Source organism: Streptomyces sp. DH-12 (genome assembly GCF_002899455.1).
Classification (GTDB): Bacteria; Actinomycetota; Actinomycetes; order Streptomycetales; family Streptomycetaceae; genus Streptomyces.
Genome location: NZ_PPFB01000001.1, coordinates 4,865,068 through 4,883,752, shown reverse-complemented (window position 1 = coordinate 4,883,752; position 18,685 = coordinate 4,865,068). Strand labels below are relative to the sequence as shown.

The 18,685-nt window shown below is 70.7% G+C and carries 15 protein-coding genes and 1 tRNA gene; 14 read left to right on the top strand and 2 right to left on the bottom strand.

The window, feature by feature from the left end; translation table 11 throughout:
- Nucleotides 1–63 precede the first annotated feature (63 nt).
- The 7 genes from desA (at nt 64) to glmS (ending at nt 8,365) form a co-directional block, all read left to right on the top strand.
- Nucleotides 64–1,506: a lysine decarboxylase DesA gene (gene desA, locus C1708_RS20945; protein WP_106414115.1), complete on the top strand. Its 1,443-nt coding sequence runs from the start codon at nt 64–66 to the stop codon at nt 1,504–1,506.
- Nucleotides 1,490–2,782 carry a lysine N(6)-hydroxylase/L-ornithine N(5)-oxygenase family protein gene (locus C1708_RS20940; protein ID WP_106414114.1) on the top strand — a complete coding sequence of 431 codons (1,293 nt, stop codon included), beginning with the start codon at nt 1,490–1,492 and terminating at the stop codon, nt 2,780–2,782. Before desA ends, C1708_RS20940 begins: the two co-directional genes overlap by 17 nt.
- Nucleotides 2,779–3,321: a GNAT family N-acetyltransferase gene (locus C1708_RS20935; protein WP_106414113.1), complete on the top strand. Its 543-nt coding sequence runs from the start codon at nt 2,779–2,781 to the stop codon at nt 3,319–3,321. The genes C1708_RS20940 and C1708_RS20935 overlap by 4 nt, the downstream gene beginning before the upstream one ends.
- On the top strand, nt 3,318–5,090 hold the full coding sequence (locus C1708_RS20930) for an IucA/IucC family protein (protein ID WP_106414112.1): 1,773 nt from the start codon (nt 3,318–3,320) through the stop codon (nt 5,088–5,090). Before C1708_RS20935 ends, C1708_RS20930 begins: the two co-directional genes overlap by 4 nt.
- A 221-nt stretch (nt 5,091–5,311) precedes the next feature.
- Nucleotides 5,312–6,202, top strand: coding sequence for a DUF4429 domain-containing protein (locus C1708_RS20925; protein ID WP_106414111.1), 891 nt, complete (start codon nt 5,312–5,314; stop codon nt 6,200–6,202).
- A 75-nt stretch (nt 6,203–6,277) separates the two neighbouring features.
- Complete coding sequence (locus C1708_RS20920) at nt 6,278–6,535, top strand: hypothetical protein (RefSeq protein ID WP_006131553.1); 258 nt, start codon at nt 6,278–6,280, stop codon at nt 6,533–6,535.
- A gap of 12 nt (nt 6,536–6,547) precedes the next feature.
- Nucleotides 6,548–8,365, top strand: coding sequence for a glutamine--fructose-6-phosphate transaminase (isomerizing) (gene glmS, locus C1708_RS20915; RefSeq protein ID WP_106414110.1), 1,818 nt, complete (start codon nt 6,548–6,550; stop codon nt 8,363–8,365).
- Nucleotides 8,366–8,517: 152 nt separating this feature from the next.
- On the opposite strand, the gene C1708_RS20910 is transcribed toward glmS, so the two are convergent.
- The gene (locus C1708_RS20910; RefSeq protein ID WP_106414109.1) at nt 8,518–9,045 is read right to left on the bottom strand and encodes a universal stress protein; all 528 of its coding nucleotides are present in this window, start codon (nt 9,043–9,045) and stop codon (nt 8,518–8,520) included.
- Between the two features lie 958 nt (nt 9,046–10,003).
- Here C1708_RS20910 and C1708_RS20905 point away from each other — a divergent pair.
- The 3 genes from C1708_RS20905 (at nt 10,004) to C1708_RS20895 (ending at nt 12,156) form a co-directional block, all read left to right on the top strand.
- On the top strand, nt 10,004–11,239 hold the full coding sequence (locus tag C1708_RS20905) for a GlxA family transcriptional regulator (protein WP_106414108.1): 1,236 nt from the start codon (nt 10,004–10,006) through the stop codon (nt 11,237–11,239).
- A gap of 123 nt (nt 11,240–11,362) precedes the next feature.
- Nucleotides 11,363–11,965 (top strand): oligoribonuclease, encoded by a 603-nt coding sequence (orn, locus tag C1708_RS20900; protein WP_106414107.1) that lies wholly within the window; start codon nt 11,363–11,365, stop codon nt 11,963–11,965.
- 118 nt (nt 11,966–12,083) lie between these two features.
- Nucleotides 12,084–12,156: transfer RNA gene (locus C1708_RS20895), tRNA-His, on the top strand.
- A 96-nt stretch (nt 12,157–12,252) separates the two neighbouring features.
- On the opposite strand, the gene C1708_RS20890 is transcribed toward C1708_RS20895, so the two are convergent.
- Nucleotides 12,253–13,308, bottom strand: coding sequence for a LacI family DNA-binding transcriptional regulator (locus tag C1708_RS20890; RefSeq protein ID WP_106414106.1), 1,056 nt, complete (start codon nt 13,306–13,308; stop codon nt 12,253–12,255).
- 343 nt (nt 13,309–13,651) lie between these two features.
- Between C1708_RS20890 and C1708_RS20885 the strand changes: the two genes are divergently transcribed.
- The 4 genes from C1708_RS20885 (at nt 13,652) to C1708_RS20870 (ending at nt 18,497) form a co-directional block, all read left to right on the top strand.
- A complete protein-coding gene (locus C1708_RS20885) occupies nt 13,652–15,010 on the top strand; it encodes an ABC transporter substrate-binding protein (protein WP_106414105.1) in 1,359 nt (452 codons plus the stop codon).
- A gap of 5 nt (nt 15,011–15,015) precedes the next feature.
- On the top strand, nt 15,016–16,026 hold the full coding sequence (locus C1708_RS20880) for a carbohydrate ABC transporter permease (RefSeq protein ID WP_106414104.1): 1,011 nt from the start codon (nt 15,016–15,018) through the stop codon (nt 16,024–16,026).
- An 11-nt stretch (nt 16,027–16,037) separates the two neighbouring features.
- Nucleotides 16,038–16,943 (top strand): carbohydrate ABC transporter permease, encoded by a 906-nt coding sequence (locus C1708_RS20875; RefSeq protein ID WP_106414103.1) that lies wholly within the window; start codon nt 16,038–16,040, stop codon nt 16,941–16,943.
- A gap of 114 nt (nt 16,944–17,057) precedes the next feature.
- Nucleotides 17,058–18,497, top strand: coding sequence for a GH1 family beta-glucosidase (locus C1708_RS20870; RefSeq protein ID WP_106414102.1), 1,440 nt, complete (start codon nt 17,058–17,060; stop codon nt 18,495–18,497).
- Nucleotides 18,498–18,685: the final 188 nt, after the last annotated feature.

Below are 18,685 nucleotides of genomic sequence, written 5' to 3'. Positions count from 1 at the left end.
ACCTAAGTTGAACCGCACTGGACCTCTCCCCGCACCGGACCGTCCCCACCGGAGGACCCCCACATGCGCTCGCACCTGCTCAACGACACCACCACGGAGCACTACCGACGCTCCGTGACCGAAGGAGTCGAGCGGGTGGCCGCCCAACTCGCCACCACCGACCGTCCGTTCACCGGCGTCACGGTCGACGACCTCGCCCCTCGCATCGACGCGATCGACCTCGACCAGCCGCTGTACGACACCGGCGCGGTGCTGGACGAACTGGAGGACGTCTACCTCCGGGACGCGGTCTACTTCCACCACCCCCGCTACCTCGCCCATCTCAACTGCCCGGTCGTCATCCCGGCCGTGCTCGGCGAGGCCGTGCTCTCCGCCGTCAACTCCTCCCTGGACACCTGGGACCAGTCGGCCGGCGGCACCCTGATCGAGCGGAAACTCATCGACTGGACGGCCGCCCGCATCGGCCTCGGCCCCGCCGCCGACGGCGTGTTCACCTCCGGCGGCACCCAGTCCAACCTCCAGGCGCTGCTGCTGGCCCGGGAGGAGACCAAGACCGAGGACCTGGCGAAGCTGCGCGTCTTCGCCTCCGAGGTCAGCCACTTCAGCGTGCAGAAGTCCGCGAAGCTGCTCGGCCTCGGCCCCGACGCCGTGGTGGTGGTCCCCGTCGACCACGACAAGCGGATGCGCACCGTCGCCCTCGCCCGCGAGCTGGAGCGCTGCGCCGAGACGGGTCTGATCCCGATGGCGGTCGTCGCCACCGCCGGCACCACCGACTTCGGCTCCATCGACCCGCTGCCGGAGATCGCCGGCCTGTGCGAGCAGTACGGCGCCTGGATGCACGTGGACGCCGCCTACGGCTGCGGCCTGCTCGCCTCGCTGAAGTACCGGCACCGCATCGACGGCATCGAGCGCGCCGACTCGGTCACCGTCGACTACCACAAGTCGTTCTTCCAGCCGGTCAGTTCGTCGGCCGTGCTGGTGCGCGACGCGGCCACGCTGCGGCACGCCACCTACCACGCGGAGTACCTCAACCCGCGCCGCATGGTGACCGAGCGCATCCCCAACCAGGTCGACAAGTCCCTCCAGACCACCCGCCGCTTCGACGCGCTCAAGCTGTGGATGACGCTGCGCGTGATGGGCGCCGACGGCATCGGCGCGCTCTTCGACGAGGTGTGCGACCTCGCGGCCGAGGGCTGGAAGCTGCTGGCCGCCGACCCGCGCTTCGACGTGGTGGTCGAGCCCAGCCTGTCCACCCTGGTCTTCCGGTACGTCCCGGCCTCCGTGACCGACCCCGCCGACATCGACCGGGCCAACCTGTACGCCCGCAAGGCCCTGTTCGCCTCCGGTGACGCGGTGGTCGCGGGCACCAAGGTGTCCGGGCGCCACTACCTGAAGTTCACCCTGCTCAACCCCGAGACCACGACGGCCGACATCACGGCCGTCCTCGACCTGATCGCCGGCCACGCCGAGCAGTACCTGGGAGAGTCCCTTGACCGCGCTTGCTGACACCACGGAACCGGCCCACGACTTCGTGGGCATCGGACTGGGCCCGTTCAACCTGGGACTGGCCTGCCTGACCGAGCCCATCGACGAACTCTCCGGCGTCTTCCTGGAGTCCAAGCCGGACTTCGAGTGGCACGCGGGGATGTTCCTCGACGGGGCCCACCTCCAGACCCCGTTCATGTCGGACCTGGTCACCCTCGCCGACCCGACGTCCCCCTACTCCTTCCTCAACTACCTGAAGGAGAAGGGCCGGCTGTACTCGTTCTACATCCGGGAGAACTTCTACCCGCTGCGCGTCGAGTACGACGACTACTGCCGCTGGGCCGCCGCGCAGCTCGGCAGCATCCGCTTCGGCACCACGGTCACCGAGGTCACCTGGGACGAGGCCGCCGAGGTGTACGTCGTGGCCACGTCCACCGGCACGACGTACCGCGGCCGGCACCTGGTGCTCGGCACCGGCACCGTGCCGTTCGTGCCCGAGGCGTGCCGCGGGCTCGAGGGGGACCTCTTCCACAACGCGCAGTACGTGCACCGCAAGGCGGAGCTGCTGGGGAAGAAGTCGGTCACGATCGTGGGCAGCGGGCAGAGCGCCGCCGAGATCTACTACGAGCTCCTCTCGGAGATCGACGCCCACGGCTACCAGCTCAACTGGGTCACCCGCTCCCCGCGGTTCTTCCCGCTGGAGTACACCAAGCTGACCCTGGAGATGACGTCCCCGGACTACATCGACTACTTCCGCGCGCTGCCCGAGGAGACCCGCTACCGGCTGGAGAAGCAGCAGAAGGGCCTGTTCAAGGGGATCAACTCGGAGCTGATCGACGCGATCTTCGACCTGCTGTACCAGAAGAACGTGGAGAGCGGCGGCCGCGGCGTGCCCACCCGGCTGCTCACCAACTCCTCGCTCACCACCGCACGGTACGAGGACGGCACGTACACGCTCGGCTTCCGCCAGGACGAGCAGGGCAAGGACTTCGAGATCGCCACCGAGGGCCTGGTGCTGGCCACCGGCTACCACTACGAGCAGCCGGCCTTCCTGGAGCCGGTGCGCGACCGGCTGCGCTTCGACGGCCACGGCCGCTTCGACGTCGCCCGCAACTACGCCGTCGACGTCACCGGACGCGGCGTCTTCCTGCAGAACGCGGGCGTGCACACGCACAGCGTCACCAGCCCCGACCTGGGCATGGGCCCGTACCGCAACGCGTCCATCATCCGCGAGCTGCTGGGCGCCGAGTACTACCCGGTCGAGAAGAGCATCGCCTTCCAGGAGTTCGCCGTATGAGCGCCGTCGGCACGTTCACGGTCCGCCCGCTCGACCCGCTGAGGGACGCGGAGCTGCTGCACCGCTGGGTGACCCACCCCAAGGCGGCGTTCTGGATGATGCAGGACGCGAAGCTGCAGGACGTCGAGCGCGAGTACATGCGGATCGCCGCCCACGAGCACCACCACGCCTACCTGGGCCTGCACGACGGCGAACCCGCGTTCCTGATGGAGAAGTACGACCCCCGGTACGTCGAACTCGTCGGGCTCTACGAGCCGCGGCCGGGTGACGTCGGCATGCACTTCCTGGTCGCCCCCACCGACCGGCCGGTCCACGGCTTCACCCGCGCCGTCATCACCGCCGTGATGGAGGAGCTGTTCGCCGACCCGGCCACCCGCCGGGTCGTGGTGGAGCCCGACGTCGGCAACAAGGCCGTGCACGCCCTGAACGAGGCCGTGGGCTTCGTGCCCGAGCGAGAGATCGACAAGCCGGAGAAGCGCGCGCTGCTGAGCTTCTGCACGCGCGAACAGTTCGAGGCCGCCCGAGGAGTGTCCGTATGACCCTGTCCGACGCCGTGGCGCATCTGTCCCCCCACCGCTGGGCGCGGGCCAACCGTCTTCTGATCCGCAAGGCGCTCGCCGAGTTCGCGCACGAGCGGCTCGTCACGCCGGAACCGGCCGGCGACGGCCGGTACGTCGTCCGCAGCGACGACGGCGAGACCCGCTACGCGTTCACCGCGAGGCTGCGCGGCCTGGACCACTGGCAGGTCGACGCCGACTCGATCACCCGCCACCGCGGCGACACCGCACTCGAACTGGCGGCGCTGGACTTCTTCATCGAGCTGCAGAAGTCCCTGGGGCTGAGCGACGAGATCCTGCCGGTGTACCTGGAGGAGATCTCCTCCACCCTCTCCGGCACCTGCTACAAGCTGACCAAGCCGGAGGTCACCTCGGCCGAGCTGGCCGACGCCGGTTTCCAGGCGATCGAGTCCGGCATGACCGAGGGCCACCCCTGCTTCGTCGCCAACAACGGGCGGCTCGGCTTCGGCGTCCACGAGTACCTGCGGTACGCCCCGGAGGCCGCGAACCCGGTGAAGCTGGTGTGGCTGGCCGCCCACCGCTCCCGGGCCGCGTTCACCGCGGGCGTCGGGATCGCGTACGAGTCCTTCGTCCGGCAGGAACTGGGCGAGGAGACCGTCGAGCGGTTCCACGCCGTCCTGCGCGCACAGGAGCTGGACCCCGCCGACTACCTGCTGATCCCGGTCCACCCCTGGCAGTGGTGGAACAAGCTGTCCGTCACCTTCGCCGCCGAGGTGGCCCGCCGGCACCTGGTGTGCCTGGGCGAGGGCGACGACGAGTACCTGGCCCAGCAGTCCATCCGCACCTTCTTCAACCGGTCGCACCCGGAGAAGCACTACGTGAAGACGGCCCTGTCCGTCCTCAACATGGGCTTCATGCGGGGCCTGTCCGCCGCCTACATGGAGGCCACCCCGGCGATCAACGACTGGCTGGCCCGGCTGATCGACAACGACCCGGTGCTGCGCGAGACGGGTCTGTCGATCATCCGCGAGCGGGCCGCCGTGGGCTACCGGCACCTGGAGTACGAGCAGGCCACCGACCGCCACTCGCCGTACCGCAAGATGCTGGCGGCGCTGTGGCGGGAGAGCCCGGTGGCGTCCCTGAAGGACGGCGAGTCGCTCGCCACCATGGCCTCCCTGGTCCACGTCGACCACGAGGGCAGGTCCTTCGCGGGCGCGCTGATCGAGCGCTCCGGGCTGGCCCCGGAGGAGTGGCTGCGGCGCTACCTGCGGGCGTACTACGTCCCGCTGCTGCACAGCTTCTACGCCTACGACCTGGTGTACATGCCGCACGGCGAGAACGTCATCCTGGTCCTGGAGAACGGCGCCGTGAAGCGCGCGGTCTACAAGGACATCGCCGAGGAGATCGCGGTGATGGACCCGGACGCGGTGCTGCCGCCGGAGGTGTCCCGGATCCGCGTCGAGGTCCCGGACGACACCAAACTGCTGTCGATCTTCACGGACGTCTTCGACTGCTTCTTCCGTTTCCTCGCGGCGAACCTCGCCGAGGAGGGCGTCCTCGACGAGGACGGCTTCTGGCGCACGGTCGCGGAGGTCACCCGCGCCTACCAGGCGTCGGTGCCGGAACTGGCCGACAAGTTCGCCCGGTACGACATGTTCGCCCCGGAGTTCGCCCTGTCCTGCCTGAACCGCCTCCAGCTGCGCAACAACAAGCAGATGGTGGACCTGGCGGACCCCTCGGGCGCCCTCCAGCTCATCGGCACCCTGAAGAACCCCCTGGCGGCCTTCTGACCCCATGGACGGACGAAGCCCCCGGAGTACGGTCCTCCGGGGGCTTCGTCGCTCCCTCAGGGACAGGGCCCCGTCAGGGGCGCGGGGACCTGCGCGCCCAGCCCCACCGACGGTGAGCCGCCCGCCTCCCGGGCCGCCCCGCCGTCGGCTCCCGCCCCTGTCAGGGGCACCCGGAACAGGTCCGGACCACTCCCCCGCCGTTCCGGTGAAACAATCCCCCCATGGCGGAAATCATCCAGAAGGACGGCACGTGGACGTTCGACGGGGAAACCCTGCGCCTGACACCCGGCCGGGACAAGAACGTCGGCCTGCTGCGCCGGACGCTGGGTGAACTGACCGTGCCGCTCGAGGCGTTGGCGGGCATCTCGCTGGAGCAGGGCAAGAAGTCGGGGCGGCTCAGGCTGCGGCTGCGCGACGGCGCCGACCCGCTGCTGCACGCGACCGGCGGGCGCCTCACCGAGCCGCACGACCCCTACCGGCTGATCGTCGAGCCCGACCGCTACGGCGTCGCCGAGTACTTCACGGAGGAGGTCCGCACCGCGCTGCTGCTGGAGCAGATCCCGTCCGGGCCGGTGACCGGCTATCTGCTGCCCGGCCCGTCCCTGCCGCTGTCCGTCTCCGCCGGGGACGGCACGGTGAGCTTCGACGGGGAGCGGGTCCGGCTGGAGTGGAACTGGAAGACGGAGGACGCCAAGTCCGCCGCCGGCCCCCGCACCCTGGCGGTGCCGGACCTGGAGGGGGTGGAGTGGCAGCCGGCGTCCGGCCTGGACAACGGCCACCTGCGCTTCCTCGTGCGGCACGCCCCGGCCAAGGTCCCGGCCAAGTACGACCCGAACGCGGTGGAGCTGTGGGGCTTCAGGAAGGACCCGCTGATGGCGCTGGTGGCCGCCGCCGTCCAGGCCCGCCTTCCGCACCCGTCCGCACCCGCCGCCCCGGCCCTAGACGGTCCGCGCGACCACGAGGACGACCGGCCCGCACCGCCCGACCGCGCCGAGGACGACCACGACGCGCTGCTGCGGCGGCTGCGGGAGCTGGGCGAGCTGCACCGGGCCGGGGTGCTCACGGACGAGGAGTTCACCCTCGCCAAGCAGGCCGTCCTGAAGCGCATGTAACGACCACCTACCCCGGCCTGCCCGAAATCGGGCACGATTCTTGCGAAACGGCCGTCGTTACCTCAGGATCATCGGGTGCACGACGAACTTGTCGATCATCTGACGCGGTCCACGCCCCTCAGCCGGGGCGAGGCGCTGCGTGTGATCCAGGACGTGCTCGCCTACTTCGACGAGACGACCGAGGAGTACGTCCGTCGCCGCCACCGCGAGCTCCAGGCCCAGGGCCTGGTGAACGCGACGATCTTCCAACGGATCGAGGCGGACCTGAGATACCGCGCGGTGGCGCCGCCCGAGCTCTCGCTCCGGCAGCTGCGCCGCATCGTCTACGGCTAGGAACACACCTGTATGTGCGGAATCGTCGGTTACATCGGCAGGCGTGAGGTCGCCCCCCTGCTGCTCGAAGGGCTCCAGCGCCTGGAGTACCGCGGCTACGACTCGGCGGGCATCGCCGTGACCTCCCCGAAGGCGGGGGCCCTGAAGACGGTCAAGGCCAAGGGCCGGGTGCGCGACCTGGAGGCCAAGGTCCCGGCGCGCTTCAAGGGCACCACCGGCATCGCCCACACCCGCTGGGCCACCCACGGCGCCCCGTCCGACGTGAACGCCCACCCCCACCTGGACGCCGAGGGCAAGGTCGCCGTCGTCCACAACGGCATCATCGACAACGCCGCCGACCTGCGCCGCAAGCTGGAGGCGGACGGCGTCGAGTTCCTCTCCGAGACCGACACCGAGGTCCTCGTCCACCTCATCGCCCGCTCGCAGGCCGAGAAGCTCGAGGACAAGGTCCGCGAGACGGTCCGCCTGATCGAGGGCACCTACGGCATCGCCGTGCTGCACGCCGACTTCCCGGACCGCATCGTCGTCGCCCGCAACGGCTCCCCGGTCGTCCTCGGCATCGGCGAGAAGGAGATGTTCGTCGCCTCGGACATCGCCGCGCTGGTCGCCCACACCCGTCAGATAGTCACCCTCGACGACGGCGAGATGGCCACCCTCAAGGCCGACGACTTCCGCACCTACACCACGGAGGGCACGCGCACCACCGCCGAGCCCACCACCGTGGAGTGGGAGGCCGCCTCCTACGACATGGGCGGCCACGACACCTACATGCACAAGGAGATCCACGAGCAGGCCGAGGCCGTGGACCGCGTGCTGCGCGGCCGGATCGACGACCGCTTCTCCACCGTGCACCTGGGCGGCCTCAACCTGGACGCCCGCGAGGCCCGGCGCATCCGCCGCGTGAAGATCCTCGGCTGCGGCACCTCGTACCACGCCGGCATGATCGGCGCGCAGATGATCGAGGAGCTGGCGCGCATCCCCGCCGACGCCGAGCCGGCCTCCGAGTTCCGCTACCGCAACGCGGTCGTCGACCCCGACACCCTGTACATCGCGGTCTCCCAGTCCGGTGAGACGTACGACGTGCTGGCCGCCGTGCAGGAGCTGAAGCGCAAGGGCGCCCGGGTCCTCGGCGTGGTCAACGTGGTGGGTTCCGCGATCGCCCGCGAGGCGGACGGCGGCGTCTACGTGCACGCCGGCCCGGAGGTCTGCGTCGTCTCCACCAAGTGCTTCACCAACACCACGGTCGCCTTCGCGCTGCTCGCCCTGCACCTGGGCCGCACCCGCGACCTCTCCGTCCGCGACGGCAAGCGGATCATCGAGGGCCTGCGCCGCCTCCCCGCCCAGATCGCCGAGATCATGGAGCAGGAGGAGGAGATCAAGAAGCTGGCGCTGGAGTACGCCGACGCCCGCTCGATGCTCTTCATCGGCCGCGTCCGGGGCTACCCGGTGGCCCGCGAGGCGTCCCTGAAGCTCAAGGAGGTCTCCTACATCCACGCCGAGGCCTACCCGGCCTCCGAGCTGAAGCACGGTCCGCTGGCCCTGATCGAGCCGGCCATGCCGACCGTGGCGATCGTCCCGGACGACGACCTGCTGGAGAAGAACCGCGCGGCCATGGAGGAGATCAAGGCCCGCAGCGGCCGGATCGTCGCCGTCGCCCACCAGGCGCAGGAGAAGGCGGACCACACGATCGTGGTCCCCAAGAACGAGGACGAGCTGGACCCGATCCTCATGGGCATCCCCCTCCAGCTCCTCGCCTACCACACGGCCCTGGCCCTCGGCCGGGACATCGACAAGCCCCGCAATCTGGCGAAGTCCGTCACGGTCGAGTAACCGGGAAGCGCCCCCGAGGGGCGCGGGGCCGTGCCGATCCGCGGCTCCGCCGCGCGGGCGCGCTCACCCCTGACGCACCCGCAGAGGCCGGCGAACGAGAACGGGCCCCCACGTGTTGCCGCAACACGTGGGGGCCCGTCCCTCACCTCACGTCATGGAATGACGACGACCGGCCGCTGCGCCCGCTTGGCCAGCCTCCCCGCGACCGACCCGAAGAGCCGCCCCACGACCCCGTGGGTGGAACCCACGACGATCGCATCGGCCGCGTACTCCCGCCCCACCTCTTCGAGTTCGTGGCAGATGTCCCCGCCCCGCTCGACGAGGATCCACGGCACCTCGGCCAGATGGTCGGCGCAGGCCAGCTCCAGCCCCAGCACCTCCGTGCGGTGGTCCGGGACGTCCACGAAGACCGGCGGCTCGCAGCCCGCCCACACCGTGGTGGGCAGCCGGTTGGCGACGTGGACGATGATCAGCCCGGAGCCGGAGCGCCGCGCCATGCCGATGGCGTACGCGAGGGCCCGCTCACTGGACGTGGAACCGTCGAAGCCGACGACCACCCCGTGCCGGAAGGCGGGGTCGCACGCATGGCGCGAGTCCTCCGCCGCCAGGGGTTCGGCCGCCGTCGGATCGGCGACCGGCCGCTTGCGGTCCGCTGGTTCGAAGAATTCGTGACCGGCCATGGCTGTCTCGGGGTTGTGATCCTTTTATGGGACGACAGTGTGCGGCGGAGCTGTGTCCGGGAAGTGTCTTCCCCACCCCATACCCTCAAGGGTACGGCGGCACGCCTCCATGGCCCAGATCCCGCGAACCGGGAGGCGGGTTCCCCGGAGCATGCACGAGGGTCCGCCCGCGACGCAATGGTTGCTGCCCTGTACAGGCGGTTTGCTCGGTATGCGCTTGACACCTGAACCACCCGCGGCCGGCCCGTCAAGGGCCGTCCGGCCCCTCCACCGGTCCCCGCCCGCACGGTGACCGACGCGGCCCGCCCGCCCGTCGGGGCGGGTGGACCACGCCACGACAGGAGGCCCTCGGTGCCCCGCCCCGCCCACGCCCCCGGCCGGTCCCCGGAGGACGGCCTCCTCCGCCGGACCGCGTCCGGCTGCCCGCTCGCCCCCGCGGTCCTCCCGCGGCGCGGCGTGCGGCCCGGCGGCCGTCACGGCCGTCCCCCGCCTGCCGGTCCGCCGCTCCCCGCGCCGCGGCACCCCTTCCCGCGCGCGGGCGCACGCCCCGCGGGACGCCGGACGGACACCGGCCGGTTGACCGGTTTCCGCACCCGAACCCGTCTCTTTTCAGCCAACTTACGGCGTGGGCGCACCCGGTGCCGTGACCGCCCCCCAACCCCCGTTCCACCTGCACGGAAAGGGTCTCACGAGCCCTGCGCACCCTACGCGCTTTGGCCACCGCGACGAGGCGTACTTCCCTGCACGGCGCGCGAGTGCAACGCTTCGTGATCGAATGCTTCACGCCAAGTTGCCAAGTCGACAATGCACCGAGTGCCGAACTGGCCACCGGTGCGCGACGGGACACAGTAGATTCGATCTTGACTGTCTTACGGCGGGGGACTCGTGCAGGACCGAGGGGAAACGTGCAGGAGCGACACAACCGAGGAGCCGCGACCACCGAGGGGGGCTTAGCAGGATGAGCCACGACTCCACTGCCGCGCCGGAAAACACGGCCCGGAAGCTCTCCGGGCGCCGCCGCAAGGAGATCGTCGCGGTGCTGCTGTTCAGCGGCGGCCCCATTTTCGAAAGTTCCATACCGCTGTCGGTGTTCGGGGTTGACCGCCAGGACGCCGGCGTGCCGCGCTACCGCCTGCTGGTGTGCGGCGGCGAAGAGGGCCCGCTGCGGACCACAGGGGGCCTGGAACTCACCGCGCCACACGGCCTGGAGGCGATATCCCGGGCGGGCACCGTCGTGGTGCCGGCCTGGCGATCGATCACCTCCCCGCCGCCGGACGAGGCCCTGGACGCGCTGCGCCGGGCCCACGAGGAGGGCGCCCGCATCGTCGGACTGTGCACCGGCGCCTTCGTCCTCGCGGCGGCGGGTCTGCTGGACGGCCGTCCCGCGACCACCCACTGGATGTACGCGCCGACGCTGGCCAAGCGCTATCCGTCGGTGCACGTCGATCCACGCGAGCTGTTCGTGGACGACGGCGACGTGCTGACGTCCGCGGGCACCGCGGCCGGCATCGACCTGTGCCTGCACATCGTGCGCACGGACCACGGCAACGAGGCGGCCGGCGCGCTCGCCCGGCGCCTGGTGGTCCCGCCGCGCCGCAGCGGCGGCCAGGAGCGCTACCTCGACCGGTCTTTACCGGAGGAGATCGGCGCCGACCCGCTCGCCGAGGTCGTCGCCTGGGCGCTGGAGCACCTCCACGAGCAGTTCGACGTGGAGACCCTCGCGGCCCGCGCGTACATGAGCCGCCGCACCTTCGACCGCCGGTTCCGCTCGCTGACCGGCAGCGCCCCGCTGCAGTGGCTGATCACGCAGCGGGTGCTCCAGGCGCAGCGCCTGCTGGAGACGTCGGACTACTCGGTCGACGAGGTCGCCGGACGCTGCGGCTTCCGCTCGCCGGTGGCGCTGCGCGGCCACTTCCGGCGCCAGCTCGGCTCGTCCCCGGCCGCCTACCGGGCCGCGTACCGGGCCCGGCGCCCGCAGGCCGAGCGCGGCCAGGACACCGAGACCGCGCAGGGCGCCCCGGGAGGCGGCGTCCCGTCCGGCAGGCCGGAGCCCTCGGGGCACCCGGTGTCGCAGACGCTGTACCCGGACGGCGCGGTCCCGCACCAGTCGCGCCGGACGGCGGCGGCCGGCGCGCTGGGGTCGTCCCTGAGCGCCTCGGCGCCGGGCGTCCCGGGACAGCGCGGCGCGCACTGAGGCGACCGCCGTGGGGGCCGGAGGCCGGGTGCCTCCGGCCCCCACCGCTGTGCGGGGCGCTCCGCGGAATCACCGTTTCACCACCCGGTCCCGCCCGGCGTCACGCACCGTAAGGTGAGACACATGAACGATCGCATGGTGTGGATCGACTGCGAGATGACCGGCCTCTCGCTGTCGGACGACGCGCTCATCGAGGTGGCCGCCCTCGTCACCGACTCCGAGCTGAACGTGCTCGGCGAGGGCGTCGACATCGTCATCCGCCCGCCGGAGCGGGCCCTGGAGACGATGCCGGAGGTGGTGCGCGCGATGCACACCGCGTCGGGGCTGCTCGACGAACTGCCGAACGGCACGACGCTCGAGGACGCCGAGCAGCGGGTCCTCGCCTACATCAAGGAACACGTCAAGGAGCCCGGCAGGGCGCCCCTGTGCGGGAACTCCGTCGGCACCGACCGCGGCTTCCTGCTGCGCGACATGCCCGCCCTGGAGAAGCACCTGCACTACCGGATCGTCGACGTGTCCAGCATCAAGGAGCTGGCCCGCCGCTGGTACCCGCGGGCGTACTTCAACAGCCCCGAGAAGAACGGCAACCACCGGGCGCTCGCCGACATCCGCGAGTCCATCGCGGAGCTGCGCTACTACCGCGAGGCCGTCTTCGTGCCGCAGCCGGGACCCGACTCCGACACCGCGAAGAAGATCGCGGCGAAGCACGTCCTGCCTGCTCAGTAGGAATGCCGAGGGGGCTCGGGGGGCCGCACGGAAAGGCGTGCGCGAGCACCCCTTCGGACCCTGTACACTTTTTCTCGGCCGGTCGGGGAAGTCACCGACTTCCGGGAACCGGGCCGTGGTGGGTGTAGCTCAGCTGGTAGAGCACCTGGTTGTGGTCCAGGATGTCGCGGGTTCAAGTCCCGTCACTCACCCTCACCGCAGAAGCCGGTGACCCCGTCGGGGTCACCGGCTTCCGGCATGACGGGGCCGTGCGGACGCGGGCGGCGGGCGCCCGCATCCCGACGCGTTCACGACGACGCGCGTTCCACCAGCTCCGTGGCCAGCACCACCTGACGCCGCTCCAGCTCCCGCGTCGCGGACGGGCGTCGGTCGGCGACCTCGGCGAGCAGCAGGTCGGTCATCGCCCGGCCCATCTCCTCGATCGGCTGGCGCACGCTGGTCAGCGGCGGCTCCATGTGACGGGCGATGGCGGAGTCGTCGTAGCCGACCAGCGCCACGTCGTCCGGGATGCGGCGGCCCGCCTCGCGCAGCACCTGGCGGGCGCCGGCCGCCGTGACGTCGGAGGCGGCGAAGACCGCGTCCAGGTCGGGGCGGCGCTCCAGCAGGGCCTCCATCGCGCGGCGGCCGCCGTCCTCGGAGAAGTCGCCCGGCTCGATCAGCAGCTCGTCCACCGTGTGGCCCGCCTCGCGCAGCGCGTCCCGGTAGCCGTCGACGCGGCGCTGGGCGCCGTAGACGTCCAGGCGGCCGGTGATGTGCGCGACGGTGCGGCGGCCCCGGCCGATGAGGTGCTCGACGGCCTGCCGGGCGCCGCCGTAGTTGTCGGAGTCCACCGAGGTGAGCGTCTCGTCCGCCGAGCGGGGGCCGCTGATCACGGCGGGGATCTCCAGCTGGGACAGCATGTCGGGCAGCGGGTCGTCGGCGTGCACCGAGACCAGCAGCACGCCGTCCACGCGGTGCGCGGCCAGGTACTGCGCGAGCCGCTGCCGCTCCCGGTCGCTGCCCGCGAAGATCAGCAGGAGCTGCATCTCGGTGTCGGAGAGCGCGGCGCCGACGCCGCGGAGCATGTCGGAGAAGTAGGGCTCGGTGAAGAACCGGGTCTCGGGCTCGGGCACCACGAGCGCTATCGCGTCGGTGCGGTTGGCCGCCAGGGCGCGGGCCGCCGTGTTGGGGACGTAGCCCAGCTCGGCGACGGCCGCCTCGACGGCGGCGCGCGTGGCCTCGCTCACCCGGGGGGAGCCGTTGATCACGCGCGACACGGTGCCGCGGCCGACTCCGGCGCGCGCCGCCACCTCTTCGAGGGTGGGGCGGCCACCGCTGCGACCCCGCACTCCGTGGCTTGCCATCCGCCCCCGCCTTCCTTCTGTGTCACCCTGGCCTGGAATGTAACAGCCCCGGCAGTGACGGTGACCACCCGCGAGGGCGTCCGCGCGGATCCCGGCGTTCCGCGGGGGGCGGCCCCCCGGGTCAAGTTAACGGGCAGATAACTGAACGCACTTTGCCGCGTCTGCTCCCTTGACACCCCCGCCCGGACCCGCGACTCTTCAACACATCACTTGTGGGAGCGCTCCCACAGTACCTGACACATACACAACCCGCACGTTCCCCGCCCGAGCCGCAACGCGCAGAATACGGGTCAACAACGCCGTTGGCCGGGGGGTCGGCACGTCAGGGCAACAGGAGGACGCAATGCGAGCACGTACCCTGCCCCTCACCAGGCAGCGGTCGGGCGGGGGCCAGCCCTTCGCCCGCAAGGCCCTGGCCGTCGCGGCCGTCGTGTCGCTGGGCACCGGGCTGCTGGCCGGCTGCGCCGACGACGGCGGAGACGACAGCTCCGGTGGTTCCTCGTCCGGCGAGGGCAAGACCACGATCACCCTGGGTCTGTTCGGCACCATGGGCTTCAAGGAGGCGGGCCTCTACGCCGAGTACGAGAAGCTCAACCCGGACATCAAGATCCAGGAGAACGTGGTCGAGCGGAACGAGAACTACTACCCCGCCCTCGTCAACCACCTGACCACCAACAGCGGGCTGATGGACGTGCAGGCGATCGAGGTCGCCAACATCGCCGAGGTCGTCAACACCCAGGCGGACAAGTTCACGGACATGTCCAAGGTCGAGGGGGTGAAGAAGGACGGCTGGCTGCCCTGGAAGTGGGAGCAGGCCACCACCAAGGACGGCCAGACCATCGGTCTCGGCACGGACGTCGGCCCGATGGCCATCTGCTACCGCAAGGACCTCTTCGAGAAGGCCGGTCTGCCGAGCGAGCGCGAGGAGGTCGGCAAGCTGTGGGCGGGCGACTGGAACAAGTTCATCGCCACCGGTGAGAAGTACAAGGAGGCGGCCGGCAAGGACTCCTTCTTCATGGACTCCCCCGGCGGTCTGCTGAACGCCGTCCTCAGCAGTGAGAAGGAGAAGTTCTACGACGCCTCCGGCGAGGTCGTCTACAAGACCAACCCGGCCGTGCGGGCCGCCTTCGACCTGACCGCCGAGGCCGCCGAGAAGGGCCTGGTCCAGTCGCAGACGCAGTTCCAGCCCGCCTGGGACACCACCATCGCCAACAGCAAGTTCGCCACCGTCGCCTGCCCGCCGTGGATGCTCGGCTACATCAAGGGCAAGTCGAAGCCGGAGGCCGCCGGCAAGTGGGACGTGGCCGTGGCTCCGAAGTCCGGCAACTGGGGCGGCTCCTTCCTGGGCGTGCCGAAGAGCGGCAAGAACGTCGAGGAGGCGCAGAAGCTGGTCGCCTGGCTGACCGCGCCCGAGCAGCAGGCCAAGCTGTTCAAGGTCCAGGGCAGCTTCCCGAGCGCCCCGGCCGCGTACACCAGCCCCGAGGTGACCGGGGCCACGAACGAGATGACCGGTGACGCGCCGATCGGCCAGATCTTCTCCGAGGCCGCCAAGCAGATCCCGGTCCAGGTGATCGGCCCGAAGGACCAGATCATCCAGCAGGGTCTGACCGACAACGGCGTCATCCTCGTGACGAAGGGCAAGTCGGCCGAGGAGGCCTGGGAGACGGCCACCAAGACCATCGACAACAACCTGGACAAGTGACCCGCATGGCCACCCGTTCCGACATCGCCGCGTCCCCCGTCAAGGGGGGCGCGGCCCCGGGCCGTGCGCCCGGCAGCCGCTCCGCGGACAAGGACGACAAGCGCCGGGCCAAGTTGTCCCGCCGCTGGCAGCGCGACGCGCGCTGGAGCCCGTACGCGTTCGTCTCGCCGTTCTTCCTGCTGTTCGCCGCCTTCGGGCTGTTCCCGCTGATCTACACCGGCTGGGCCTCGCTGCACCAGGTCGAGCTGACCGCGCCGACCGACATGAACTGGGTCGGTCTGAAGAACTACACCCGGATCTTCGACGACGACTTCTTCTGGAACGCGGCGCAGAACACCCTGACCATCGGCATCATCTCCACCGTTCCGCAGCTGATGATCGCCATGGGCATCGCCCACATCCTCAACTACAAGCTGCGCGCCTCCACGTTCTGGCGGGTCGCGATGCTCGCGCCGTACGCCACCTCGATCGCCGCCGCGACCCTGGTGTTCGTACTGCTCTTCGGCCGTGACTACGGCATGATCAACTGGGCGCTCGGCGCGGTGGGGATCGACCCGATCGGCTGGCAGGACGACAAGTGGCCCGGCCAGATAGCCGTCTCGACGATCATCATCTGGCGCTGGACCGGCTACAACGCGCTGATCTACCTGGCCGCGATGCAGGCGATCCCGCAGGACCTGTACGAGTCGGCGGCGCTGGACGGCGCCAGCCGCTGGCGGCAGTTCCTGCACGTGACGCTGCCCTCGCTGCGTCCGACGATCCTGTTCACCGTGGTGGTCTCGACGATCGGCGCCAGCCAGGTCTTCGGCGAACCGCTGCTGTTCGACCCCAACAAGGGCGCGTCGGGCGGCGCGGAGCACCAGTTCCAGACGCTCGGCCTGTACCTGTACGAGCAGGGCTGGGTCAACCAGCACCTGGGCCGTGCCTCGGCGATCGCCTGGACGATGTTCGCGATCCTGATCGTCATCGGCCTCATCAACCAGCTCATCTCGCGCCGGCTGCGCGCCAGCAGTTAAGGAGTGTGGCCGTGACGACGACTGTGACGCCCCCCGAGACACCGATCGTCAAGGAGCAGAAGCGCTCGCGCCTGCCGAAGTCGGCGCGGGCCGGCGGCACCCTGCACGGCGGGCCGCTCGCGTACGCGATCCTCGCCGTGTTCATGATCGTGTCGCTGTTCCCGCTGGTGTGGACCGCGATCGCCGCGTCCCGCGACAACCAGCGCCTGGCGGAGAACCCGCCGCCGTTCTGGTTCGGCTCGAACCTGTTCAAGAACCTGGAGATCGCCTGGAAGGACGCCAACCTCGGCGAGGCGTTCCTCAACACCACCATCGTGGCGGGCACCTCCGCGGTCACCATCGTGGTGCTGTCGACGATCGCCGGGTTCGCCTTCGCCAAACTGCGCTTCAAGGGCCGCAACGCCCTGATGCTGGTGGTCATCGGCACGATGATGATTCCGCCGCAGCTCAGCATCATCCCGCTGTACATGATGGTCGCCAAGCTCGACTGGACCGACCAGCTCCAGGCGGTCATCTTCCCGTCGCTGGTGAGCGCCTTCGGGGTGTTCTTCATGCGGCAGTACCTGCTGCAGGCGCTGCCCGACGAGGTCATCGAGGCCGCGCGGGTGGACGGCGCGAGCAGCTGGCGCGTGGTGTGGCACGTGGTCTTCCCGGCCGCGCGGCCGGCCATGGCCGTGCTCGGCATGCTGATGTTCGTGCAGGCGTGGAACGACTTCCTGTGGCCGTTCCTGGTCCTGACGCAGACCGGCAACCCGACCGTGCAGGTCGCGGTCGCGGGTCTCGGCCGCGGGTACACCCCCGACCAGTCCCTGATCATGGCGGGTGCGCTGCTCGGCACGCTGCCCCTGCTGCTGGTCTTCGCGATCTTCGGCAAGCAGATCGTGGGCGGCATCATGCAGGGCGCGGTCAAGGGCTGACGCCCGCGCCCGATCCCGGTGGGGCCGGGTCGCCGCCGCCTCGGCCCCCTTCCTCTCTCTCACGTATCCGTCGGTCTTCCACGACCCCTATGCGACCTCTATGGGAGCGCTTCCATGTCTGACTCCGCCACGCCGGCGACCCCGGTGACCTTTCCTCCGGCCTTCCTCTGGGGCGCCGCGACCTCCGCGTACCAGATCGAGGGGGCGGTGCGGGAGGACGGACGTACCCCTTCCATCTGGGACACCTTCAGCCACACGCCGGGCAAGACGGCGGGCGGCGACACCGGTGACATCGCCGTCGACCACTACCACCGCTACCGCGACGACGTGGCGCTGATGGCCGACCTCAACCTCCAGACCTACCGCTTCTCCGTGTCCTGGTCCCGCGTGCAGCCCACCGGCCGCGGCCCGGCCGTGCAGCGCGGTCTGGACTTCTACCGCCGGCTGGTCGACGAGCTGCTGGACAAGGGCATCAAGCCGGCCGTCACCCTCTACCACTGGGACCTGCCGCAGGAGCTGGAGGACGCGGGCGGCTGGCCGGAGCGCGACACCGCCCACCGCTTCGCCGAGTACGCGAAGATCGTGGGCGAGGCGCTCGGCGACCGCGTCGAGACGTGGATGACGCTCAACGAGCCCTGGTGCAGCGCCTTCCTCGGCTACGCCTCCGGGGTGCACGCCCCCGGCCGCACCGACCCGGCCGCCGCGCTGAAGGCCGCCCACCACCTCAACCTGGCGCACGGCCTGGGCACCAAGGCGCTGCGCTCGGTGATGCCGGCCCGCAACCAGATCTCCCTCAGCCTCAACACCTCCGTGGTGCGCCCGCTGAACCCGGGCGACCCGGCGGACGTGGCGGCGGCCCGCAAGATCGACGACCTGTCGGGCGGCATCTTCCACGGCCCGATCCTGCACGGCGCCTACCCGGAGACGCTGCTGGAGGCGACCTCCTCGGTCATCGACTGGTCGTGCATCCAGGACGGCGACCTGGACACGATCCACCAGCCGATCGACGCGCTCGGCCTCAACTACTACACGCCGACCCTGGTGTCGGCCGCCGACCCGGACGACAAGGGCCCGCGCGCCGACGGCCACGGGACGAGCGAGCACTCGCCGTGGCCCGCCGCCGACGACGTGGCGTTCCACCAGTCGCCGGGCGAGCAGACCGAGATGGGCTGGTCGGTCGACCCGACCGGGCTGCACGAGCTGATCATGCGCTACCACCGCGAGGCTCCCGGCCTTCCCCTCTACATCACGGAGAACGGCGCCGCCTACGACGACAAGCCGGACGCCGAGGGCAAGGTCCACGACCCGGAGCGCGTCGCCTACCTGCACGGCCACCTCTCCGCGGTGCGCCGGGCCCTCGACGACGGCGCCGACGTGCGCGGCTACTTCCTGTGGTCGCTGCTGGACAACTTCGAGTGGGCGTACGGCTACGAGAAGCGCTTCGGCGCGGTGTACGTCGACTACGTCAGCCAGAAGCGGACGCCGAAGTCGAGCGCGCTGTGGTACGCGCGGGCGGCCAAGGAGGGTGTGCTTCCGGACCTCGAGGGCATCTGACGGCCCTCGGCGTCCGGGAGGAACGGGGCGCGGGGTCCGGGGGGCGGGGCGCGGCGTTCCCCGGGGAGCGCCGCGCCCCGCTCGTGCGCGTCCGGGCCTGCCACCGGACGCACGGGTGCCCCGGCCGGGTGGGGGGAGGTCCGGCCGGGGCACGCGTTCCCCGTCGCTCTCCGCGGGTCCGGGTGTAC